Raw genomic sequence first — 18826 nt, forward strand, 5'->3', positions numbered from 1 at the left:
CGTCGTCTAGTTCAAATGGTTCTAAAAAAAGAGCCGCGCTGTGGCGCGGCCCCCGCTACAGCCTTGGTTGCCGGCCGCTTAGCGGCGGCGCGACCGGCGCCGGCCGGCGCCCAGCATCAGCAGGCCGGCCCCCAGCATCAGCGCCGTGCCGGGCTCCGGCACCGGCGCGGCGGCCGCGGTGCTGAAGTCGTCCATCACATACCAGCCGCTGTCGCGCGAGACGCTCAGGCGCGACACGTTGTCGAAGCCGCCGGCCACCCACACATAGCTGGCGCCGATGGCCACGTTGCCGGTGCTGCCGATGACGTGGTTGGAGGCGTCGTAGGCGGTGACGTTGACCCAGCTGGCCTTGTCGTCCACGCCCTGCGGCGCGGCGAACCAGGCGCCGGTGAATTTGAACGCGGTGGCGCTGCTGATGTCGACCGCGTCGGCGCCGAAGCCGTTGACGGCGTAGTTGGTGCCGGAGTGCGCGCCGTTGGCGTAGCCGTCGATGCCGGTGTCGCCGGCGTACCAGTCTGCGCTCCAGTTCAGGCCGGCGTACGGGCTGATATCGCCCAGGCTGGCGAAGTCGCCGGCGGTGGCCAGGTCATCGAAATTGGCGACGCCGGCATGAGCCTGGGAGGCCAGCATCAGGCTGGCGCCGGCGATCAGTGCGAACAGAGTTTTTTTCATGGGATTACCTTGTTGAATAAGAGGCGTTTATTTGCAGACGTCGCCGGTCACGGCCGGTATCGCGGTGAAGTCCGGCCCATCCTGGCCGCCGACGACTATGCCGAACGTGACGGTCTGTCCCGGAGCGATGTCGTGGTTCCAGCCCACGTCGGAGGCCGAGTAGTTCGGCGCGCTGCCCGTCACCGCCCCGTTCCAGAACTGTTGCACCGACGAGTTGTCGCTGTAGGTCCAGTTCAGCGTCCAGCCGGGTATGGTGGCCGGCCCGGTGTTGGTGATGCGCACGTCGGCGATGTGGCCGCCCCACCAGCCGCTGGTCACGACGTACTTGCACTCGGCGGTGGGCGCCGGCTTCGCGTACACCTGCGGCACCACCTGGACGTCGCCGTCCGGGTCGATCCTGCCGTAGGCGCTGCCGCGGCCGTTGGTGCTCATGTAGACGGTGCCGTAGGTGTTCATGTCGCCGGTTACCCAGCCACTCAGCGAGCCGCCGTATTGATGGGCATCGTCGTTGATGCGGTCCCAATGGGCGCCCCGGTCGGTCGATCGCAACAGGCCGCGCGTGCCGCCTACCGCACCCCACATGTAGAGGGTTGGATAGCTGGCCTCCGGCGCCGCCTTGCCCAGGCCCATGGACCCGCAGGAATTGATGCCGCCCACGCTGGTGAAGGTGGCGCCCGAATCGGTCGAGTGGCTCAGACCCTTCGAGTCCAGGCACACCCACAGGTCGCCCTCGAGGCCGGGCGTGGTACGCACCAGGCTCGATCCGCCGGTGGGCAGCTGGGCTTGGGGATTGAACGAGCTGCCGCCGTCGGTACTCACCAGCAGTTTGCCGCTGACGCGGTCGTAGACATAGAACTTGGCCGGGTTGGCCTTGTCGGCCACCGGCCGCGCATTGTTCACGGCCAGGCCGGCCACCGGCGTCCAGTTGGCGCCGAAATCGGTGGAGCGGTAGGTGGTGGTCGAATTTTCCGGGCTGTGCAGCAGCACGAAACCGTCGGCCGACAGCGCCAGGTTGCCGCGCGAGCCATTCATGGACGGCGCCTGCTCCCAGCTCACCCCCATGTTGGTCGAGGTGTACAGCAAATTGCCCACCCGCGCCATCACGTGCGTAGCCTGCGCGGCCACGGCCAGGCCGGTGGTGGAACCCATCGACGGCGTGTGGCGCGGGCCGTACTGGGCCGGATCGGTGCTGATGAAGCCGTCGTAGTCGCCGACCACCGTCACCAGCGGGCCGCCCGGAATGCTCTCGGCTTCGTACACGCCGGTCTCTTCCATGCCATGCACGTCGAACTTCCAGCTGCTGGTGGGCGCGTCGATGTCGCTGGTCTTGAACAGGCCGTTGCCGGATATCACCCACGCGGACTTGGTATCGAACGGGTCGAACTCGATCGCGCCGGCCCAGTGGATCGACGAGGTGCGGACCCAGTCGATGCCGTTCGGGTCGATCGTCATGCCGCGCGCCATCAGGTCGGTCCAGCTGCGGCCGGCGTCCAGCGAGGTGAAGATGCGGTCGCCGTAGGTGGCCGGCTCGCGCTGCTGCAGCCAGTAGGTGTTGATGGTCGAGGCGACCAGGCGCTTGGGATTGCCTGGGTCGACGCTGATGCCGCCGAACGGCTGGCTGATGCCGGCCGGCGTGACGTTGGTCCAGGCGCCGCCGACGGTATTGTACTCCCAGACCTGGCCCGTACTCATCGGTTCGTTGGCCACGCTGGACGAGCCGTGCGGTCCCGCGCCGTTGGCATAGGTCAGGTACAGGCGGCCCTTGGACGTGATCGCCGCGCGCTGCGGCATCAGGCCGCTTGGCGCGCCCGCGACCGGGGCGAACGTGGCGCCGCCGTCCTTGCTGAAATACAGGTTCGGTCCCACCGAGCCGTAACGCGACACGCCGACGAAGATGCGCTTGGCCGTGCCCTGGCTGACGCTGGCCGGATCGAGCAGCACGAAGCCGATGCCGTTGCCGTTGGGCGTGTCATTCACGTTCAGCCCGTTTACCCGGCTCCAGGTCGCGCCCGAATCGACGCTCTTGAACAGGCCGTTGCTGCGGGTGCCCACGAACAGCACGTTGCTGGAACCCGGGTCGACCTGCAGCCGCTCGCCATTCTGGCGGCCCATGCCGTTGCCGTGCGCCTTGAACTGGGCCGTCACGTCGGTCACCTGGAAGTGCTTGCCATAGTCGGTCGAGCGCATGATCACGGTCTTGCCGCCGCTGAAGTAGCTGGTGCCGGCCAGCATGTACACGATGGCCGCGTTGCGCGGGTCGACCGCCAGCGACTCCACGCCCATCAGGCCGGTATCGCTCTCGCTCAGCCAGTCCGTCAGCGCTATCCAGCGGCCGGTCTGGCCATCCCAGCGGTAGGAGCCGCCCACGTCGGTACGAGCATACACAATGCCGCGCTCGCTCTTGCTGGGTACGACGCCGCTGACGAAGCCGCCGCTGCCCATGGCAACGTTGTCCCAGTGATAGGTCTCTGCTGTGGCGCCGAACGCCATCAGCAAGCCGGCCATCAGGCAGGTCATGTTTTTCTTCAACTGCATCTTGCGTTCCCCCAGTGATTTATCAGGATTGCCGTCCCGGCAATCAGCCATGTGCGTCGCGGTCTACGCCGCGACGAGGTCGATTTCAAGGCTGAAGCCATGGTCCATACTTCCTGATCTGATTTCAATACTAAATTGCTCAACGCAACAGATGAAATTGATCAAATCGGGTACGCGACGCCGGGCCTCGGGCCGCCCGACGCTTACTTCGGCACAGGCAGCGGCCGGATCGCGGCGGCCGGCGAATCCAGTTGCAAGGCAATGATGGTGTCGATGTCGTTGCGCGCCGACGGCGGCACGGACAGCTCGATGCCCTGCCCCGTCTGCGTGAACCGCACGTCGCCGCCGGTCAGTACCGACGCGCGCACGATCCTGGCCGGAATCGCCGGCAAGGCCAGCTTGTCCTGCTGCCATTTCAGCACGTGGACATAGATGGTCCGGTCGCGATGGGTCGAGGCGCCGTACTCGCCCGGCAGGAAGGGGCCGCCGCGGGTGGCGTAGATGCTCTGGCCGTATTGTCCCAGCCAGGCGCCGATCTCGCGCAGGCGCGCCGCCTGCGTGGCATCGATCTGGCCGTCGGGATCCGGGCCCACGTTCAGCAGCAGGTTGCCGTCGCGCCCTGCCACGTTGGCCAGCAACTGCAGGTAGTGCTTGAGCGGCTTGGGCTGCATATTGGGCTGGTAGCCCCACGCGCCGGCGATGGTGGTGCACAGCTCCCACGGGTGCTCGTTGTCGAAATCGCCCAGCGCGGCGTCGCCTTCGCGCGAACGGAAGTCCGGCGGCATGTCGGCGCGGCCGTTGATCAGCACTTGCGGCTGCAGGCGGCGCAGCGTGGAGTAGACCTGGTCGTGCTGCCAGCTGAAGCCACCCTGGTAGTGCTTGCCGTCGGGCCGCTTCTTCCATTCGGCGATGGTCCAGTCGCCGCTAAAGCTCAGCCAGTCGGTTTCGCCGCCATCGAACCACAGCACGTCGATCTTGCCGTAACTGGACAGCAGCTTCTCCACCTGGCGGTGGTATTGCGCGCGCATCGCTTCCGCGCTTTCGCGCTGCAGGTCGGGGAAGAAAAAGCCGGGGAAACGCCAATCCAGCGGCGAGTAATACAGTCCCACGCCCAATCCCGCCTGGCGCACCGCCTTCACATACTCGGCCACGAAATCGCGGTGCGCGGCGCTGTTCACGCTGGTGAAAGGGTTGGCGCCGTCGTCGAACAATGCGAAACCATCGTGATGCCGCGCCGTGAGCACGGTGTACTTCATGCCGGCGTCCTTGGCCAGCGCGGCCCAGGCCTGCGGATCGAAACGGGTCGGCTTGAACTGGTCGGCCAGCTTGGCGTATTGATCGACCGGGATCTGCTCGCCCCATTGCACCCACTCGCCGCGGCCGGGGATGGCGTACAGTCCCCAGTGGATGAACATGCCGAAGCGGGCCTCGCGCCACCACTGGACGCGGGCGGCCGATTCATCGCCCGCTGCGGCCTGGCCGGGCACCATGGCCGCAGCGCACAGCAAGCCCGCCACCATGGCGCTGACGCGTCGCACAGTCCGTTGCATCGTCGTCTTCAAATTCTTTTCCTCTCCTGGTTCAATACAAGACCTTGGGGTCGTTTGCCGGCTCAATATAAATAGCAGGAAATACAAATGCAAGCCGGGCTTCCCGGGATTTCCCGTTTTACGAAATTTTGCCCCACACGTTATTCAATTTCGTAACTGCGGCGGACCGCTTCGGCAACATAATCCAACTATCGCATCCTGGAGACCACACAATGAAAAGACGACAATTACTGAAACACATGGGCGCCGCCATTCCCGCCATCGCGCTGTCCCGCCTGGCCTACGCCGCCGAGGCGGTCGCGCCGGCGGGGACGGCGAGCATCGCCCCCGGCCCGTTCGCGCCGAACTGGGATTCGCTGGCGAACTACAAAACCCCGGACTGGTTCCGCAACGCCAAGTTCGGCATCTGGGCGCACTGGGGCCCGCAATGCGAGCCGGAGTTTGGCGACTGGTATGGCCGCCTGATGTACGAGGAAGGCAGCGACGCCTACAAGCATCATTTGCAGAAGTACGGCCACCCGTCCCAGGTCGGCTTCAAGGACATCATTCACCAGTGGAAGGCGGAGCGCTGGGATCCTGACGCCCTGGTGGCCTTTTACAAGAAGGCCGGCGCCAAGTACTTCGTCGCGCTGGCCAACCACCATGACAACTTCGACCTGTACCGCAGCCGCTACCAGCCGGAATGGAATTCGACCACAAACGGTCCCGGCAAGGACTTGATCGGCGGCTGGGCCAAGGCCGCGCGCGCCAACGGCCTGCGCTTCGGCGTCAGCGTGCACGCCGCGCACGCCTGGACCTGGTACGAGACCTCCCAGGGCGCCGACAAGAGCGGCCCCTACGCCGGCATCCCCTACGACGGCAATCTGACCCGGGCCGACGGCAAGGGCAAGTGGTGGGAGGGTATGGACCCGCAGGCCTTGTATGCGCAAGGCCACGCCCTGAGCAAGCGCGGCGGCGGCGACGGCGTGCAGGACCAGCAATGGCACTGGGGCGGCGGCGCGTCGATTCCCGACCAGGCCTATTGCGACAAGTTCTACAACCGCACCCGCGACCTGATCGATTCCTACGATCCGGACCTGGTGTACTACGACGATACCGTGCTGCCCCTGCATCCGGTCAGCGACGTCGGCCTGCGGCTGGCGGCGCACATGTACAACCGCAGCATCGCCACCAAGGGCAAGAACGAGGCTGTCGTCAACGGCAAGATCCTCAGTGCCGAACAGCGCCGCACCATGGTGTGGGACGTCGAGCGCGGCCAAAGCAACCAGATCGAGGCCCAGCCATGGCAGACCTGCACCTGCATCGGCAACTGGCACTACGACCGCGGCTTGTATGACCGCAAAGGCTACAAGAGCGCGCAGACGGTGGTGCACACGCTGATCGACGTGGTCAGCAAGAACGGCAACCTGCTGCTGAGCGTGCCGGTGCGCGGCAACGGGACCATCGACGAGCAGGAGCACGCCATCGTCGAGGAAATCGGCCGCTGGATCGCCCGCAACGGTGAAGGCATCTACGACACCCGGCCGTGGGCGGTGTTCGGCGAGGGGCCGGTGATGCAGGACAGCCCGGCAATGTCGGGCCCGGGCTTCAACGAGGGCAAGAGCAAACCGTTCTCGGCGGCGGACATCCGCTTCACCGCCAAGGGCGAGCAGGTGTATGCCTTCGTCATGGGCTGGCCGGCGGCCGGCATGGTGTCGATCGCGTCCATGCGCAGCGGCAGCCCGCACTTGAAGCGGCGCGTGACGCGGGTCGAACTGCTCGGCTCCGGCCGCCAGCTGGCGTTCCGGCAGACCGCGGACGGCTTGCAGGTGACCCTGCCGGCCGACGCGCCGGCGCTGGCCTACGCCAACGCGTTGAAGATCAATTGACGCTTCCATAGGCGTCAAAAGTCGAAGGAATGTCGTTAAATACTTGATCCGCATCACTACCAGGTGTAAAACGTAAAGAGCCGCACATACGTTCGTTAGCCAAGGTTGCAATGAGGATAGATTATGAGCGATCGCCGCAGCAGCATTGCGTTGCTTTTACTATCGACATTCCTGAGCTCATCGGCACCTTGCGGCTCCCCCGCTGTTGCTGCTGGAGCCGCGCCTGCCAAGCGATTGCTGGTGATCGACACGCAAAAGACCGAGCCGTATATAACCATCACCGGCGCCATGCTCGATGCGCTCGCGGCCCACGGCTTCGTGCCGGGACGTAACCTCGAGGTCGAGCGCTACTCGCTGTCTCAATTCGAGGGCGCCGCCACGCACATCTGGGAACTAAAGCATGGCGCGAGCTTCGACGTGGTCTACATCGCCGGCACGATCGCGGCCAAGGCATTTGCAAAAATCGCGGCTGATCAGCCAAACAGCCGGTTTGTCTTCGCGTCGGTCACCGATCCGGTGGGACTGGGACTGATCAGCGGCTTCGGCACCGCGCCTGCCAGCAACGTCACCGGCGTTTCCTTTCCAGTGCCGGTCAAGCAGCGTCTGCGATTCATCCGGCGCGTCATGCCGCGCGCCCGGACCATAGGCCTGATCTACGGCGACATGCCGCAATCGCTCAGCTACCGCGCCTGGCTGGAACAGCTGCTGGCCAGCGACCCCGAGTTCAAGGACTTGAAGATCATTTACCGCGGCGTCAAATTCGTCAGGGGCGACAACGGCACCCAACGCATGGCCATGCAAACGGTGCCGCTGATCGAGGAGCTGAATTCCAAGGTCGACCTGTTTCTGGCGCCGAACGACCAAATGGGGATCAATCCGGAGTTCGCGCGCACGATGGCGAAATATGCGGACAAACCCCTGGTTGGCATCATAGAACCGGACGCGCGCGATGGCTGGGGGGCGGCCATGAACATCTACCCATCGCTGCCGGGCATGGGGCAGCAAGCCGGAAAAATGGTTGCGCGCCTGCTCGCCGGCGAGGCCATCGCCGCCATTCCGTCAGAGACTCCGGCAAAGATAGGCGTGGCGTTCGACTTCAAGCTGATCAAGCGCTTCGGGATTACCGTTCCCGCCGATCTGGCCGCAGCCGCGAGAACCTCCGCTCCGGCCAGCGATCCATCCCGCTGAGCCAGCGGAGGTTCCGGCCCAAGCGCTGCTACAGGCGTTCCAGGATCACCGCAGCGCCGCCGGCGGGGGCCAGCGTCAACTCCAGCACGTCGGCCGGACCGACCTCGCGCTCCACCCGCCGCAGCTCATTGGGCGTGGCGCCGTCTTCCCAGATCGTGGCGCGATATTTGCCGGGCGCCAGGAAGCGCAGCGACACGCGCTCGGTGGCGCCGGCCGGCTCCTCGGCCCGCATCGCGCCGACGTACCAGCTGCTGCCCTGGCGCCGCGCCATCACGATGTCGCGCCCCGGCTCGCCGGACAGGAAACGGGTCTCGTCCCAGGCCGCCGGCACGCGCTTGACGAAATCGAAACCGGCCGCGTCCTGGTAGGCCTCGGGCGCGTCGGACACCATCTGCAGCGGGCTGTCGTAGACCACGTACATGGCCAGCGCCTGGCCGCGCGTGGTCTGCGTCAGCGGCAGCACGTCCTGCACCTTGAAGCTGGCCGGGGTGCCGTTGCGGAAGCCGCCCGGCGTGTAGTCCATCGGGCCGGCCAGCATGCGCGTGTACGGCAGCATCAGGTTGTGGCGCGGCGTGACGCTGCCGTTCAACTTGTTCCATTCGGCGCCCAGCACGCCCTCCTGCGTGATGAAGTTCGGGTAGGTCCGCTGCAGGCCGGCCGGCACGTAGGCGCTGTGCAGGTCCACCAGCAATTTGCGCTCGGCGGTGGCGGCCGCGATGCGGTGGTAGAACGCGACCATGTCCTGGTCGTCGCGGTTCATGAAGTCGACCTTGATGCCCTTGACGCCCCAGCGCGCGTAGGTATCGAGCACCTGCTCCATGCGCGGCGCCACATGCTCCCAGTGGGCCCACAGCAGCAGTCCGACGCCCCTGGAGGCGGCGTAGCGCACCAGCTCCGGCATGTCGATGCCGTCGGCGGCGCGGGTGATGTCGGTGCCGGGCAGCGCGTTGCAGCAGCCGGGGCCGGAACCCCAGGCCCAGCCGGCGTCGATCAGGTAGTAGCGCAGGCCGGAGGCGGCGGCGAAATCGATGAAGCGGCGGTAGCTGTCCATGTCCGGCTTCATCCCCGCCACCGGGCCCGACCACCAGTCCCAGGCCGCCTTGCCCGGCTGCACCCAGCGGAAGTCGCCCGCCGGCTCCGGATTCAGGTTGCCGATCAGGTGTGAAGGGATCATGTCGCCGGCGCGGTCGCCCAGCATCACCACGCGCCAGGCCGTCGTCAGTCCGGCCTGCGACACATAGGCCGGCCCGGTGCGATCCGGCACCGCCGACAAGCGCAGCCGCAACGCGGCGCCCTCGCGCCACAGCGAGGCGCCGGTGTAGCCCGCCAGGTTGGCCTGGGTGATGGCGTACGAGGTGCGTCCCGACGGCGTGGCGCAGACCACCGGCACGTCATAGGCGACGCCTTCGCGCAGCGCCGACAGCTTGCTGCTGGCGAACGGCTTTTCGTGCGCGCCCTCCGCCTCGGACACCATGCACTCGGGATCGGCCGCCGGCACGAAGGCGGTACGCTCGCCGCGCAGGCGCACCGGCGCGGTATCTTCGATGCGGTAGCGGAAGGCGATGCCGTCGTCATAGGCGCGCACGTCGAGCAGCAGGCGCCGTGCCGCCGGCGCCCGTTCGCGGAACACCAGGGTGGTGCCGCTGTAACGATCGAGCGCGCTGGCGGCCTTGGTGGCGATCAGCGGTATGACATGGTTGACCTTGACGTCCTCGCGCCGCTCCAGCTCCAGCGGGCCGAAGCCGGGAGCGCCGTCCAGTTCAAGCCCCAGCGGAGACTCCGCGATCACGGTTTCGCCGCGGCGGACAATGGAGAACTGGCTGGCGTCGCGCGCGATGCGCATCACCGCGCTGCCGTCCGGCGAGGCCACCACGGCCGGCCCCGGGGCGGCCACTACGGCAAGCGGAGCCAACATGCACACCGTCGCAGCGATAGGGGAAAGTCGTTTCATTCTGGTTCCTTTTTTTTTGCACATCGCCAGGTCGGCGCTGCTGTCATCTCGGCCGCCATGCTAGCACCGGGGTTTCGGCGCGAGTCGCGCCAGCGGGTGGTTGCGCAAAATTTTTGCCATGCTGGTGATTTTCATGCGCCGGCCCGCCACGGCCGGGCTGCCTTTCACCGCGACCGCGCCGACGTCGGCGGCGAACATCGGTGCCAAACCATGCGCCGCCCTTCTATTTCAGTGTCGGCATTTCTGACACGTCAATCCGCAATCAGCCCCGATGCGCCTTTTTATTGCCATCGAAATGAATAAGTCATTGTTTTTGCTTAAATATTTTCAACTCAAAGCATGCTGGCCTGCTATGTGCTTTTACCTGATCACGGATGGATTTGCGGTCGTCTCAGGGAAAGGAGCCCCAAATGTTTAAGACTATGTTTTGCGGTTTGGAACGAATAAGGAATCTGGCCAGGTCGTGGTTCGTTGCACATCGCGCCCCAGGCTTACGCCGGCGGCGCTCAGCGGCGCTGCTCGGCATTGCCGCGCTGGCGCTGGCTTGTACCTGCCCTGCATTTGCCATTGCAACGATCACCGACGGGACCTCAAGCGTTGAGCTCGATCCGGCAAGCACGAACTCCTGGACAAGAAATCCCAACGGCTATACGGGAAGCCACAGTTTCTCTCAGTCATGGTGGTACCGACTGGACTCAGGCCCGGAGCGGCCGGTTAGCAGCCTTAGCTTGACCGACACGATCTTCCTCGGTAATCACGGTGTGAGATTTGAATTCCGCGACCCTGATAATCGCTTTCGGCTCGCCACCCAATATAATGTCACGCACGCCAGCGATCGTTCCTTCCTCCAGGAATCAGTGATCATTAACAATTTCACCGACAACCCGCTGGACATTCACCTGTTTCTTTTCAATCAGTCTGACCTGGATATCAATTTAGCCATCGAGAGCCCCAGTGACTATGACTCGTTGCTCTGGGTAAGTCCCGAGGTGATCAGACAAAAATCACCCCGCGGATCGGTGGTGAGCACGACTGCGGACGCTGGAGTAATGCCGGATCGCTACGAGATGGGGGCTGGATACTACCAGTTCTTTCCGCCGCCCACTCGCTACTTTTCGCCTGTTGGCAGCCAACTGCGCGACTCCCTGCCCACGTCTCTGGCGTGGCTAACGAGCGACAACCATTCCGTGCTCGGCAAGCCGAACCTGGAGTGGGCATGGCAGTGGGAGCTGACTATCCCGGACGCATCGCGGGGAACGCCAACGGCCTTCGTGGATATCCAAAATGCCTTATCGGTCCCCGAACCATCGACCTTGAGCCTGGTGTTGCTTGCGGCAGCTCCAGTACTGCTGCGATCAAGGAAGCGTATCAAGGCAGGGCAGGTTTGATACGGATCACAGCATCATGTCGGCCTTGACGAAATATTTGCGTGCATATTTGAGCAGCTCGCCGTCGCTGGGGTGGTCCACCGTCTCTATGCTCATCACTCGCTCGGCCACCTCGTGATGGTGCTTGAGCAGGTGCTTCATCAGCGCCAGTTTTTCCATGCCGGGACCCACCAGCAGGATTTCACGCGACGGAGCCAGCGCCTTGGCCACGTCGTCGAAGTAGCGCGCGCTCTCGGCGGCATGACCGGCGCCGCCGGCGGACTTCACGTGCAGGTGGGGATGGTGGGAATCGGTCTTGATCACTTCGATGGACGAGGTATCGGCATTGAAGCGGATCAGATGGGTCTGTGCATGGTCGATCCATGCAACGACATGGTTGAATGACATATCGCTACTCCTTGGTTGAAAACGCCACTATGCGGTTCGGCAGGTGAAAAAACTTTGACCTGCATCAAAACTAGCCATGAGGCGCCCTGCTCTTTCCCTTCTCTTCTATTCATGGCGAAGCGCTTCAATCGGATCGAGCCGCGCCGCGCGCCGCGCCGGCACGTAGCCGAACACCACCCCTATCCCGGTCGAGAACACGAAGGACAGCAGGTTCACGCCCGGATTGAACAGGTAGGGCAGCTGCATGGCGCGGGCCAGCACGGCGGTGGCCACCGCCGCCAGCAGCACCCCGGCCAGGCCGCCCAGCGCGGCCAGCACCATGGCCTCGATCAGGAACTGCAGCAGCACGTCGCGTTCCAGCGCGCCGATGGCCAGCCGCAGGCCGATCTCGCGCGTGCGCTCGGTGACGCTGACCAGCATGATGTTCATGATGCCGATGCCGCCCACCAGCAGGCTGACCGCCGCCACCGCCGCCAGCAGCGTGGTCATCACGCGCGTCGTGCCCGACATGGTGTCGGCCAGCTGGCGCGTGTCGAGCACGTTGAAGTTGTCTTCCTCGCCGATGGCCAGCTTGCGCCGCTCGCGCAGCAGCTGCACCAGGCGCGCCTGCAGCGCCCTGCTGTCGCTGCCCTGCTCCATTGAAATGAGCAAGGTGTTCACGCGCTGGTTGCCGGTCACGCGGCGCTGCAGCGTGTGCAGCGGCAGCAGCACGAGATCGTCCTGGTCGTTGCCCATCGCGCCCTGCCCCTTGGCCGCCAGCAGCGCCACGATCACGCACGAGAACTGCTTGATGCGCAGCCGCTCGCCCAGCGCGTCGCGGTTGCCGAACAAGGCGCGCGCCACCGTGGCGCCCAGCGCGCACACGGCGGCGCCGGCGCGCTGCTCGCCGTCGTCGAACGGGCGACCGGCGGCCAGCGTCCAGTTGGCGGCGGTGGGCCAGTCGGCGCTGCCGCCGGTGACGGTGGTGCTCCAGTTGCGGCCGTTGGCCACCACGGTGGCGCCGCTGCGGCTCTCGGCCGCCACGGCGCGGATGCCGCCGATCTGCAGCGCGATGGCCTCGGCATCGGCCTCCTTGAACGCCGGCGCGCCGCCGCTGCCCTGGCCCAGGCGCTGGCCCGGCCGCACCATCAGCAGATTGCTGCCCAGGCTGGAGATCTGGTCCTGCACCGCCCGGGTGGCGCCGTTGCCCAGCGTGACCATGGCGATGACGGCGCCGACGCCGATGACGATGCCCAGCATGGTCAGGAAGGAGCGCAACAGGTTGCGCCGGATCGAACGCAACGCCAGCAGAATGGTATTGAACAGCATCAGCTCACCGCCTTCTCGCCCGACGCAGCCGGCATGGGCACTGGCTGCAAGTTCGCTTCGTCGCTCTCGATGCGGCCGTCGAGGAAGCGCACGATGCGCTGCGCGTACAGCGCCATGTCCGGCTCGTGCGTCACCATCACCACCGTGATGCCTTGCTCGCGATTCAGGCGCACCAGCAGTTCCATGATCTCGCGGCTGCGCTGGCTGTCAAGGTTGCCGGTCGGCTCGTCCGCCAGCAGCAGCGACGGCGCGCTGACGACGGCGCGCGCGATCGCCACCCGCTGCTGCTGTCCGCCCGACAGTTCGGACGGCGTATGCGTCTCCCAGCCGGCCAGGCCGACAGCGGCCAGCGCGGCCGCCGCCAGCGCGTGGCGGCGCGCGGCGTTCTCGCCCCGGTACAGCAGCGGCAGTTCGACGTTTTCCTGGGCCGAGGTGCGCGCCAGCAGATTGAATCCCTGGAACACGAAGCCCAGATAACGGCGGCGCAAGCGGGCGCGCTGGTCGCGGGTGGCGGCGCCCACGTCGATCTGGTGAAACAGGTATTGGCCGCTGCTGGGCGTATCGAGGCAGCCCAGCAGATTCATCGCGGTTGACTTGCCCGAACCGCTGGGTCCCATGATGGCGACAAACTCACCCTGCGCGATATCCAGGCTGACCCGGTCCAGCGCCGTCAGCGCGGCTGCGCCGTGACCGTAGCGCTTGCATACTTCGCGCAGCCGTATCAGCGGCGCGGCGCTGTCGCCGTCGTCGTTCATGGCGCCGCCGCGCGCTGGTCGGTGATCACCAGCATGCCTGGCCGCAGCCCTGCGCCGCTCACTTCCGTGTAGCGGCCGTCGCTGATGCCGAGCGTGACCACCTGCTCGCGCGGCACGCCGTCGCTCAGCAGCCACAATGTGCGTCGCGCGGAGGCGGAGGCGTCGGCGACGCCGGCCTGGCGCGGTGCGCGTCCGGGCAGGCGTGGCATCAGGCGCGACACCATGCCCGCCGGCGCTGCCGCCGCTGCGGTGTCGCTGGGCGTGAAGCGCAGCGCGCTGTTGGGTATCAGCAGCACGTCGTCGTGTACCGCCGCGCGGATGACGGCGGTGGCCGTCATGCCGGGCCGCAGGCTCAGGTCGGCGTTGTCGACTTCAAGGTAGGCCACGTAGGTGACCACGTTCTCGGTGATGGTCGAGCCGTACGACACGCGGGTGACCACCGCCGGATAGCTGCGGTCCGCATAGGCGCTGACGCTGAAGGTAGCCGGCTGGCCCACGCGCACGGCGCCGACGTCGGCTTCGTCGACATTGACCAGCAGGCGCAGATGGCGCAGGTCCTCGGCCAGCGAAAATAGCGTCACCGCCTGCAGCGAGGCGGCCACCGCGTTGCCGGGATCGACGCTGCGGCTCAGCACCACGCCGTCGATCGGCGAGCGGATCGAGGCGCGCGCCAGGTTGGTGCTGTCGGTCGACAGCGTGGCCTGGGCGCTCTGTACGTTGGCGGCGGCGCTCAGCTCGGCCGCCTGGGCCCGCGCCAGCGTGGCCCGGCCGGTGTCGAGTTCGGCGCGCGAGGGCACCTTGCCGCCGGACAGGCGGGCCACCTCCTCCAGCCGTCCCAGTGCCGCGCGCGCCTCCGCCAGGCTAGCCTGGCTTTGCGCCAGCTCGGCCCTGGCGGCGGCCAGCGCGGCGCGCGAGCGCACGATCTGGTCCTGCAGCTTGGCCGTGTCGAGCTGGACCAGCACCTGGCCGGCGCGTACCTGGTCGTTGACGTCGACCAGCACGCGCCCCACGGTGCCCGACAGCTCGCTGCCGATATTGACCGCGCGGGTAGGCTGCAAGGTGCCGTTGGCAGTGACGCTGAGCGTGACGGTGCCGCGCTTGACCCGCACCGTGACATAGGCGGGAGCCCGCGCCGTCTGGGCATGCTGCTGCCACACGTAAGCCGCCGCGCCGGCCGCCAGCAGCGCCAGCGCGGCGCCCCACACGGCGGCGCGCCGCCACCAGGGGCGTGGTGGCGCGTCGATGACGACGGCCGGTGCTGCCATACGTTGATTCATGGTGTGCTTCCTTTCATCGGCGCGGCACCGCCGTCGGGTTGCCAGCCGCCGCCCAGTGCCTTGTACAGGCGCACCTGGTCGGTGCCGACGTTGGCGCTGGCGGTTGCCACGCCGTCCTGCGACGTGTAGAGCGCGCGCTGGGTTTCCAGTACGGTTTGAAAGTCAACCAGGCCGCTGGCGTAGCGTTGCCGCGCCAGCAGCGCGGCGCTGTCGGCCGCCGCGGCGGCCAGCCGCAAATGATCGAGGCGCAGACGGTCGGCCGCCTGCGCGGCCAGCGCATCCTCCACTTCCTGCAGCGCGGTCAGCAGCGTCGCCAGATAGCCGGCCTGCGCTTGCGCCAGCGCGCCGCGCTGCAGCCGCAGCTGGGCCGCGCTGGCGCCGCCGTCAAACACATTGCCCGCCACGCTGCCCAGCAAGGTGCGCAGCAGCGCCGCGCCGCTGCCGCCCGCGCCAAGTCCGCTCAATCCCAGCGATCCCTCGAGACGCAGCACCGGGTAGCGCGCGGCGTCGGCCTGGGCCACTTTGGCGCGGGCCGCTTCGAGCTGGGCTTCGGCCGCGCGCACGTCGGGACGCTGGCGCAGTGTTGCGGCCGGCAGGCTCAGCGCCAGCTCTGCGCCGCCGGCGGGTATCGCCTGCGGCGGCGCCAGCGCGTCGTCGAGCGCGGCCGGCGCCTGCCCGCACAGCACGGCCAGGCTGTGGGCCAGCAGCGCCCGGCTGCTTTCCAGCACCGGCAACTGGGCCGCGGCCTGCTCGGTGGCGGTGATCGCTTGCTGCTGCTCCAGCGAAGTCAGTAGTCCGGCCTGGACCCGCCATGCGGTAATCTCCTGCGTGGCCTGCTGGCTGGCCAGGTTGTCGCGGGCGATGACTTGCCGTGCCTGGATGCCGCGCAGTTCGATATAACTGCGCGCCACCTCGGCGGCGACCGAGACCTGCACGTTCGCCAGCGTGGCCGCGCTGGCCTGCAGCGTGGCCGCACCGGCCGCCAGTGCATGACGGTTGGCGCCAAACAGGTCCGGTTCCCAGCTGGCATCGAAGCCCAGGTTGTAGCTATTGGTGGTGGACGCCCCGTCGAGCTTGCTACGCTGGGCCTGGGCGCTGCCGACCACGGCGGTGGCCAGCGCTGCGGCTGCGGCATCGCGCGTGGCGCGCGCCTGCTGCAGCGAAGCGCGCGCCGACGCGATGCTGGTGTTCGCTTGCAGGGCGCGCGTCACCAGCTGCTCGAGCAGCGGATCGTCGAAGCGGCGCCACCAGCCGGCAAGCGCCGCGCCATCGGACGCGGAGGACCTGGCGGCCTGGCCGGTAGACCAGGCCGGCGGCGGCTGGAACGCCGGCGCCGGCGGCGGCAGATCGACCGGGCGCAGCAGGCTGCAGCCGGTCAGACAGGCCAACAACAGCGGCGCCCCCGCCCTTCCGAGCCGGATGGCCGCCGTCGGCGGCGCGACGTTGGTGTGGTACATGACATGCTCTCGTTTGGGCCGAACGGGCTTTTACTATGAGAGCAAGTGAGTGAAAAAACCATGATCCAGATCAAAACGCACCGCAGGCACGGTGTTTCAGTGCCTCGGTCCGACGTCGATGCCAGCGGCCGGCGTCAGTCCAGATCCGCGGCGTCGTGCCGCTCCAGCACCTGGTCTTGGGGGTTGCCGAACGTGCGGTTCACCTTGCGGCCGCGGATGACGGCCGGACGCGCGGCGATCTCGTCGGCCCAACGCCGCACATGCCGGTACTCGTGCACCGACAGGAATTCGGCGGCGCTGTACAACTGCCCCAGCACCATGCCGCCGTACCACGGCCAGACCGCCATGTCGGCGATCGTGTACTCGTCGCCGGCGACATAGCGGTGTTCGGCCAGCTGCCGGTCCAGCACGTCGAGCTGGCGCTTGGTTTCCATCGCGTAGCGGTCGATCGGATATTGCAGCTTTTCCGGCGCGTAGGCGTAAAAGTGGCCGAAGCCGCCGCCGACAAACGGCGCCGAACCCATCTGCCAGAACAGCCAGTTCAGGGTTTCGGTGCGCGCCGCCGTTTCCGTGGGCAGGAAGGCGCCGAACTTTTCCGCCAGATACATCAGGATGGAGCCTGACTCGAACACGCGCAACGGCTGCGCGCCGCTGCGGTCGACCAGCGCCGGTATCTTGGAGTTGGGATTGACCGCCACGAAGCCGCTGGAGAACTGGGCGCCCTCGTTGATGCGGATCAGCCAGGCGTCGTATTCGGCGCCGCCATGGCCGAGCGCCAGCAACTCTTCCAGCATGATGGTGACCTTCACGCCGTTGGGCGTGCCCAGCGAATACAGTTGCAGCGGATGCTTGCCGACCGGCAGTTCCTGTTCGTGGGTGGCGCCGGCGACCGGGCGGTTGATATTGCCGAACGTGCCGCCCGACGATGCCGGCGCGACCCAGATCGCCGGCGGTGCATACTTCGATGGATCCGTCATGCATCTCTCCTCACAGTGAGCGTGCAAGCTGCTGCTTGCGCGCGAAAAACCATTCTATCCGAAGCCGGCCCTTTTTGATTTGCATCAATCAAATTGCACGGGCGAGTCTCTACGATGGCTGCATTGAACAAGTGAATGGAGATCGACATGAGTCCCGACAGCGCCCACGTCATAGACGAGCTCAACAGCAGTCTGCTGCTGCGGCGCCGCGAACTGGCGCAGCAGTTGCGCCAGCGCCTGCACCAGGCCGACGAACAACAGCAGATGGCCCTGTTTAACAGCTACGCGATCGATGCCGACCAGGCCGAGGCATGCCAGCTCAGCGACACCGACATCGCGCTGCTCAATCACGAATTGATGGAATTGCGCGCCGTCGACGAGGCGCTGGAGCGCGTGCGCGCGGGCAGCTACGGCACCTGCGTGCAGTGCGGCGCGGCCATCGCGGCGGCCCGTTTGCGGGCCGAGCCCAGCGCGCAGATGTGCGTGGATTGCCAGACGGCGGTCGAGCGGTCGGGACGCGCGCCGGGCTGAGCCTGAGGCAGGCTCACTGCCTCAGGCCACCGCCGGCGTGCGGCCGAGCGCCTTGGCGGCCACCTTGGTGCCGTCCTGGTCGGCGCCGGTCGCCAGCGCCTCGAGGCTGGCGCGGTCGACGATGGTCAGGTCGCGCTTGTCGACCCGTATCCAGCCGTTGCTGCGAAAGCGCGACAGCAGCCGGCTGATGCTTTCGATGGTCAGGCCCAGGTAGTCGCCGATGTCCTCGCGCGACATGCGCAGCTGGTAGCTGTTGGGGGAATAGCCGCGCGCCGCATAGCGCGTCGACAGATTCAGCAGGAACAAGGCGAAGCGCTGCTCGGCCCGCATATTGGCGAGAAACATCATCGCGTTTTGCTCGCGCATGATTTCCTGGCTCATGATGCGGTGGAAGTGCTGCAGCAGCTGCGGCACGTCGGCGAACAATTCCTGCAGGCGGGCGAACGGGATCTCGCACACTTCGCTGTCTTCCAGCGCCACCACGCCGCAACCGTGCTGGCCGGTGCCGATGGCGTCCATGCCCAGCAGCTCGCCGGCCATCTGGAAGCCGGTGATCTGCTGCTCGCCGCGGTGGTTGACGCGCGAGGTCTTGAAATGGCCGAAGCGCACGGCGTACAGGTTGTTGAACGGCTGTTCCATGCGGCATAGATTCTCGTCGCGTTCGACACGGCGGCGGCGGCCGATGATCTTGTCGAGGCGGCTGACCTCGGCGTCGTTCAGCCCCACCGGCAGGCACAGGTTCTTCAAGCCGCACACCGCGCATTTGTTCTGGCTGCTGCTCACTGCGCCGCCATTGTGTGTTGCCAGTTGGAGGTTGGTCGTCATGTTCGCTGCTCCCTGTTGTGTTTTTCGCAGCATCTGAGCGTTGGCTGCGGTATGGAGACAGTATCGGCGATCGGCGGCCGCGCGGTTATCGGGCTTCGCTGCCGTGTCGCGTAGGGGAGTCCGGACAGAAATCTGTAGGGCTTCCCCTACAACCTTT

General features: G+C 66.5%; 16 protein-coding genes. 4 read left to right on the top strand and 12 right to left on the bottom strand.

What is annotated here, in order from left to right; translation table 11 throughout:
- Positions 1–78: 78 nt before the first annotated feature.
- The 3 genes from ACSQ3S_RS17885 to ACSQ3S_RS17895 all read right to left on the bottom strand — a co-directional run bounded on the left by ACSQ3S_RS17885 (position 79) and on the right by ACSQ3S_RS17895 (position 4757).
- Positions 79–672, bottom strand: coding sequence for a PEP-CTERM sorting domain-containing protein (locus ACSQ3S_RS17885; RefSeq protein ID WP_436143251.1), 594 nt, complete (start codon positions 670–672; stop codon positions 79–81).
- Between the two features lie 27 nt (positions 673–699).
- The gene (locus tag ACSQ3S_RS17890; RefSeq protein WP_436143252.1) at positions 700–3207 is read right to left on the bottom strand and encodes a cellulose binding domain-containing protein; all 2508 of its coding nucleotides are present in this window, start codon (positions 3205–3207) and stop codon (positions 700–702) included.
- Positions 3208–3410: 203 nt separating this feature from the next.
- Positions 3411–4757, bottom strand: a complete 1347-nt coding sequence (locus tag ACSQ3S_RS17895; protein ID WP_436143253.1) for an alpha-L-fucosidase — start codon at positions 4755–4757, stop codon at positions 3411–3413.
- Between the two features lie 212 nt (positions 4758–4969).
- Between ACSQ3S_RS17895 and ACSQ3S_RS17900 the strand changes: the two genes are divergently transcribed.
- Together ACSQ3S_RS17900 and ACSQ3S_RS17905 are read left to right on the top strand one after the other, a co-directional pair.
- Complete coding sequence (locus ACSQ3S_RS17900; protein WP_436143254.1) at positions 4970–6625, top strand: alpha-L-fucosidase; 1656 nt, start codon at positions 4970–4972, stop codon at positions 6623–6625.
- 123 nt (positions 6626–6748) lie between these two features.
- Positions 6749–7813 carry an ABC transporter substrate-binding protein gene (locus ACSQ3S_RS17905; RefSeq protein ID WP_436143255.1) on the top strand — a complete coding sequence of 355 codons (1065 nt, stop codon included), beginning with the start codon at positions 6749–6751 and terminating at the stop codon, positions 7811–7813.
- Positions 7814–7841: 28 nt separating this feature from the next.
- On the opposite strand, the gene ACSQ3S_RS17910 is transcribed toward ACSQ3S_RS17905, so the two are convergent.
- Complete coding sequence (locus ACSQ3S_RS17910) at positions 7842–9764, bottom strand: glycoside hydrolase family 97 catalytic domain-containing protein (protein WP_436143256.1); 1923 nt, start codon at positions 9762–9764, stop codon at positions 7842–7844.
- A 60-nt stretch (positions 9765–9824) separates the two neighbouring features.
- A complete protein-coding gene (locus ACSQ3S_RS17915; protein ID WP_436143257.1) occupies positions 9825–9971 on the bottom strand; it encodes a hypothetical protein in 147 nt (48 codons plus the stop codon).
- Between the two features lie 203 nt (positions 9972–10174).
- Here ACSQ3S_RS17915 and ACSQ3S_RS17920 point away from each other — a divergent pair, with 203 nt between their 5' ends.
- Positions 10175–11152, top strand: a complete 978-nt coding sequence (locus ACSQ3S_RS17920; protein ID WP_436143258.1) for a PEP-CTERM sorting domain-containing protein — start codon at positions 10175–10177, stop codon at positions 11150–11152.
- Between the two features lie 6 nt (positions 11153–11158).
- Here ACSQ3S_RS17920 and ACSQ3S_RS17925 read toward each other — a convergent pair whose 3' ends face one another.
- The 6 genes from ACSQ3S_RS17925 to yghU form a co-directional block, all read right to left on the bottom strand.
- Entirely contained in the window at positions 11159–11539 is a 381-nt protein-coding gene (locus tag ACSQ3S_RS17925; RefSeq protein WP_353398946.1) for a translational machinery protein, read from the bottom strand.
- A 105-nt stretch (positions 11540–11644) separates the two neighbouring features.
- Positions 11645–12847: an ABC transporter permease gene (locus tag ACSQ3S_RS17930; RefSeq protein ID WP_436143259.1), complete on the bottom strand. Its 1203-nt coding sequence runs from the start codon at positions 12845–12847 to the stop codon at positions 11645–11647.
- Entirely contained in the window at positions 12847–13602 is a 756-nt protein-coding gene (locus ACSQ3S_RS17935; protein WP_436143260.1) for an ABC transporter ATP-binding protein, read from the bottom strand. The genes ACSQ3S_RS17930 and ACSQ3S_RS17935 overlap by 1 nt, the downstream gene beginning before the upstream one ends.
- On the bottom strand, positions 13599–14879 hold the full coding sequence (locus ACSQ3S_RS17940) for an efflux RND transporter periplasmic adaptor subunit (RefSeq protein WP_436143261.1): 1281 nt from the start codon (positions 14877–14879) through the stop codon (positions 13599–13601). The genes ACSQ3S_RS17935 and ACSQ3S_RS17940 overlap by 4 nt, the downstream gene beginning before the upstream one ends.
- Positions 14876–16336, bottom strand: a complete 1461-nt coding sequence (locus ACSQ3S_RS17945; protein WP_436143262.1) for an efflux transporter outer membrane subunit — start codon at positions 16334–16336, stop codon at positions 14876–14878. The genes ACSQ3S_RS17940 and ACSQ3S_RS17945 overlap by 4 nt, the downstream gene beginning before the upstream one ends.
- A gap of 134 nt (positions 16337–16470) precedes the next feature.
- Positions 16471–17313: a glutathione-dependent disulfide-bond oxidoreductase gene (gene yghU / locus ACSQ3S_RS17950; protein WP_436143263.1), complete on the bottom strand. Its 843-nt coding sequence runs from the start codon at positions 17311–17313 to the stop codon at positions 16471–16473.
- A gap of 147 nt (positions 17314–17460) precedes the next feature.
- Here yghU and ACSQ3S_RS17955 point away from each other — a divergent pair, with 147 nt between their 5' ends.
- Positions 17461–17844, top strand: coding sequence for a TraR/DksA family transcriptional regulator (locus ACSQ3S_RS17955; protein ID WP_176650893.1), 384 nt, complete (start codon positions 17461–17463; stop codon positions 17842–17844).
- Positions 17845–17865: 21 nt separating this feature from the next.
- Here the strand turns inward: ACSQ3S_RS17955 and fnr are convergent, their stop codons facing one another.
- A complete protein-coding gene (gene fnr / locus ACSQ3S_RS17960; RefSeq protein ID WP_436143264.1) occupies positions 17866–18669 on the bottom strand; it encodes a fumarate/nitrate reduction transcriptional regulator Fnr in 804 nt (267 codons plus the stop codon).
- Positions 18670–18826 lie beyond the last annotated feature (157 nt).

The organism is Duganella sp. LjRoot269 (genome assembly GCF_964254095.1).
Taxonomy (GTDB): Bacteria; Pseudomonadota; Gammaproteobacteria; order Burkholderiales; family Burkholderiaceae_D; genus Rugamonas; species Rugamonas hordei.

Coding starts and splice junctions, on each gene's coding strand:
- ACSQ3S_RS17900 (WP_436143254.1), top strand. CDS start 4,970: ATGAAAAGACGACAATTACTGAAACACATGGGCGCCGCCATTCCCGCC.
- ACSQ3S_RS17935 (WP_436143260.1), bottom strand. CDS start 13,602: ATGAACGACGACGGCGACAGCGCCGCGCCGCTGATACGGCTGCGCGAA.
- ACSQ3S_RS17890 (WP_436143252.1), bottom strand. CDS start 3,207: ATGCAGTTGAAGAAAAACATGACCTGCCTGATGGCCGGCTTGCTGATG.
- ACSQ3S_RS17885 (WP_436143251.1), bottom strand. CDS start 672: ATGAAAAAAACTCTGTTCGCACTGATCGCCGGCGCCAGCCTGATGCTG.
- ACSQ3S_RS17905 (WP_436143255.1), top strand. CDS start 6,749: ATGAGCGATCGCCGCAGCAGCATTGCGTTGCTTTTACTATCGACATTC.
- ACSQ3S_RS17955 (WP_176650893.1), top strand. CDS start 17,461: ATGAGTCCCGACAGCGCCCACGTCATAGACGAGCTCAACAGCAGTCTG.
- ACSQ3S_RS17940 (WP_436143261.1), bottom strand. CDS start 14,879: ATGAATCAACGTATGGCAGCACCGGCCGTCGTCATCGACGCGCCACCA.
- fnr (WP_436143264.1), bottom strand. CDS start 18,669: ATGACGACCAACCTCCAACTGGCAACACACAATGGCGGCGCAGTGAGC.
- ACSQ3S_RS17895 (WP_436143253.1), bottom strand. CDS start 4,757: ATGCAACGGACTGTGCGACGCGTCAGCGCCATGGTGGCGGGCTTGCTG.
- ACSQ3S_RS17925 (WP_353398946.1), bottom strand. CDS start 11,539: ATGTCATTCAACCATGTCGTTGCATGGATCGACCATGCACAGACCCAT.
- ACSQ3S_RS17945 (WP_436143262.1), bottom strand. CDS start 16,336: ATGTACCACACCAACGTCGCGCCGCCGACGGCGGCCATCCGGCTCGGA.
- ACSQ3S_RS17910 (WP_436143256.1), bottom strand. CDS start 9,764: ATGAAACGACTTTCCCCTATCGCTGCGACGGTGTGCATGTTGGCTCCG.
- yghU (WP_436143263.1), bottom strand. CDS start 17,313: ATGACGGATCCATCGAAGTATGCACCGCCGGCGATCTGGGTCGCGCCG.
- ACSQ3S_RS17920 (WP_436143258.1), top strand. CDS start 10,175: ATGTTTAAGACTATGTTTTGCGGTTTGGAACGAATAAGGAATCTGGCC.
- ACSQ3S_RS17930 (WP_436143259.1), bottom strand. CDS start 12,847: ATGCTGTTCAATACCATTCTGCTGGCGTTGCGTTCGATCCGGCGCAAC.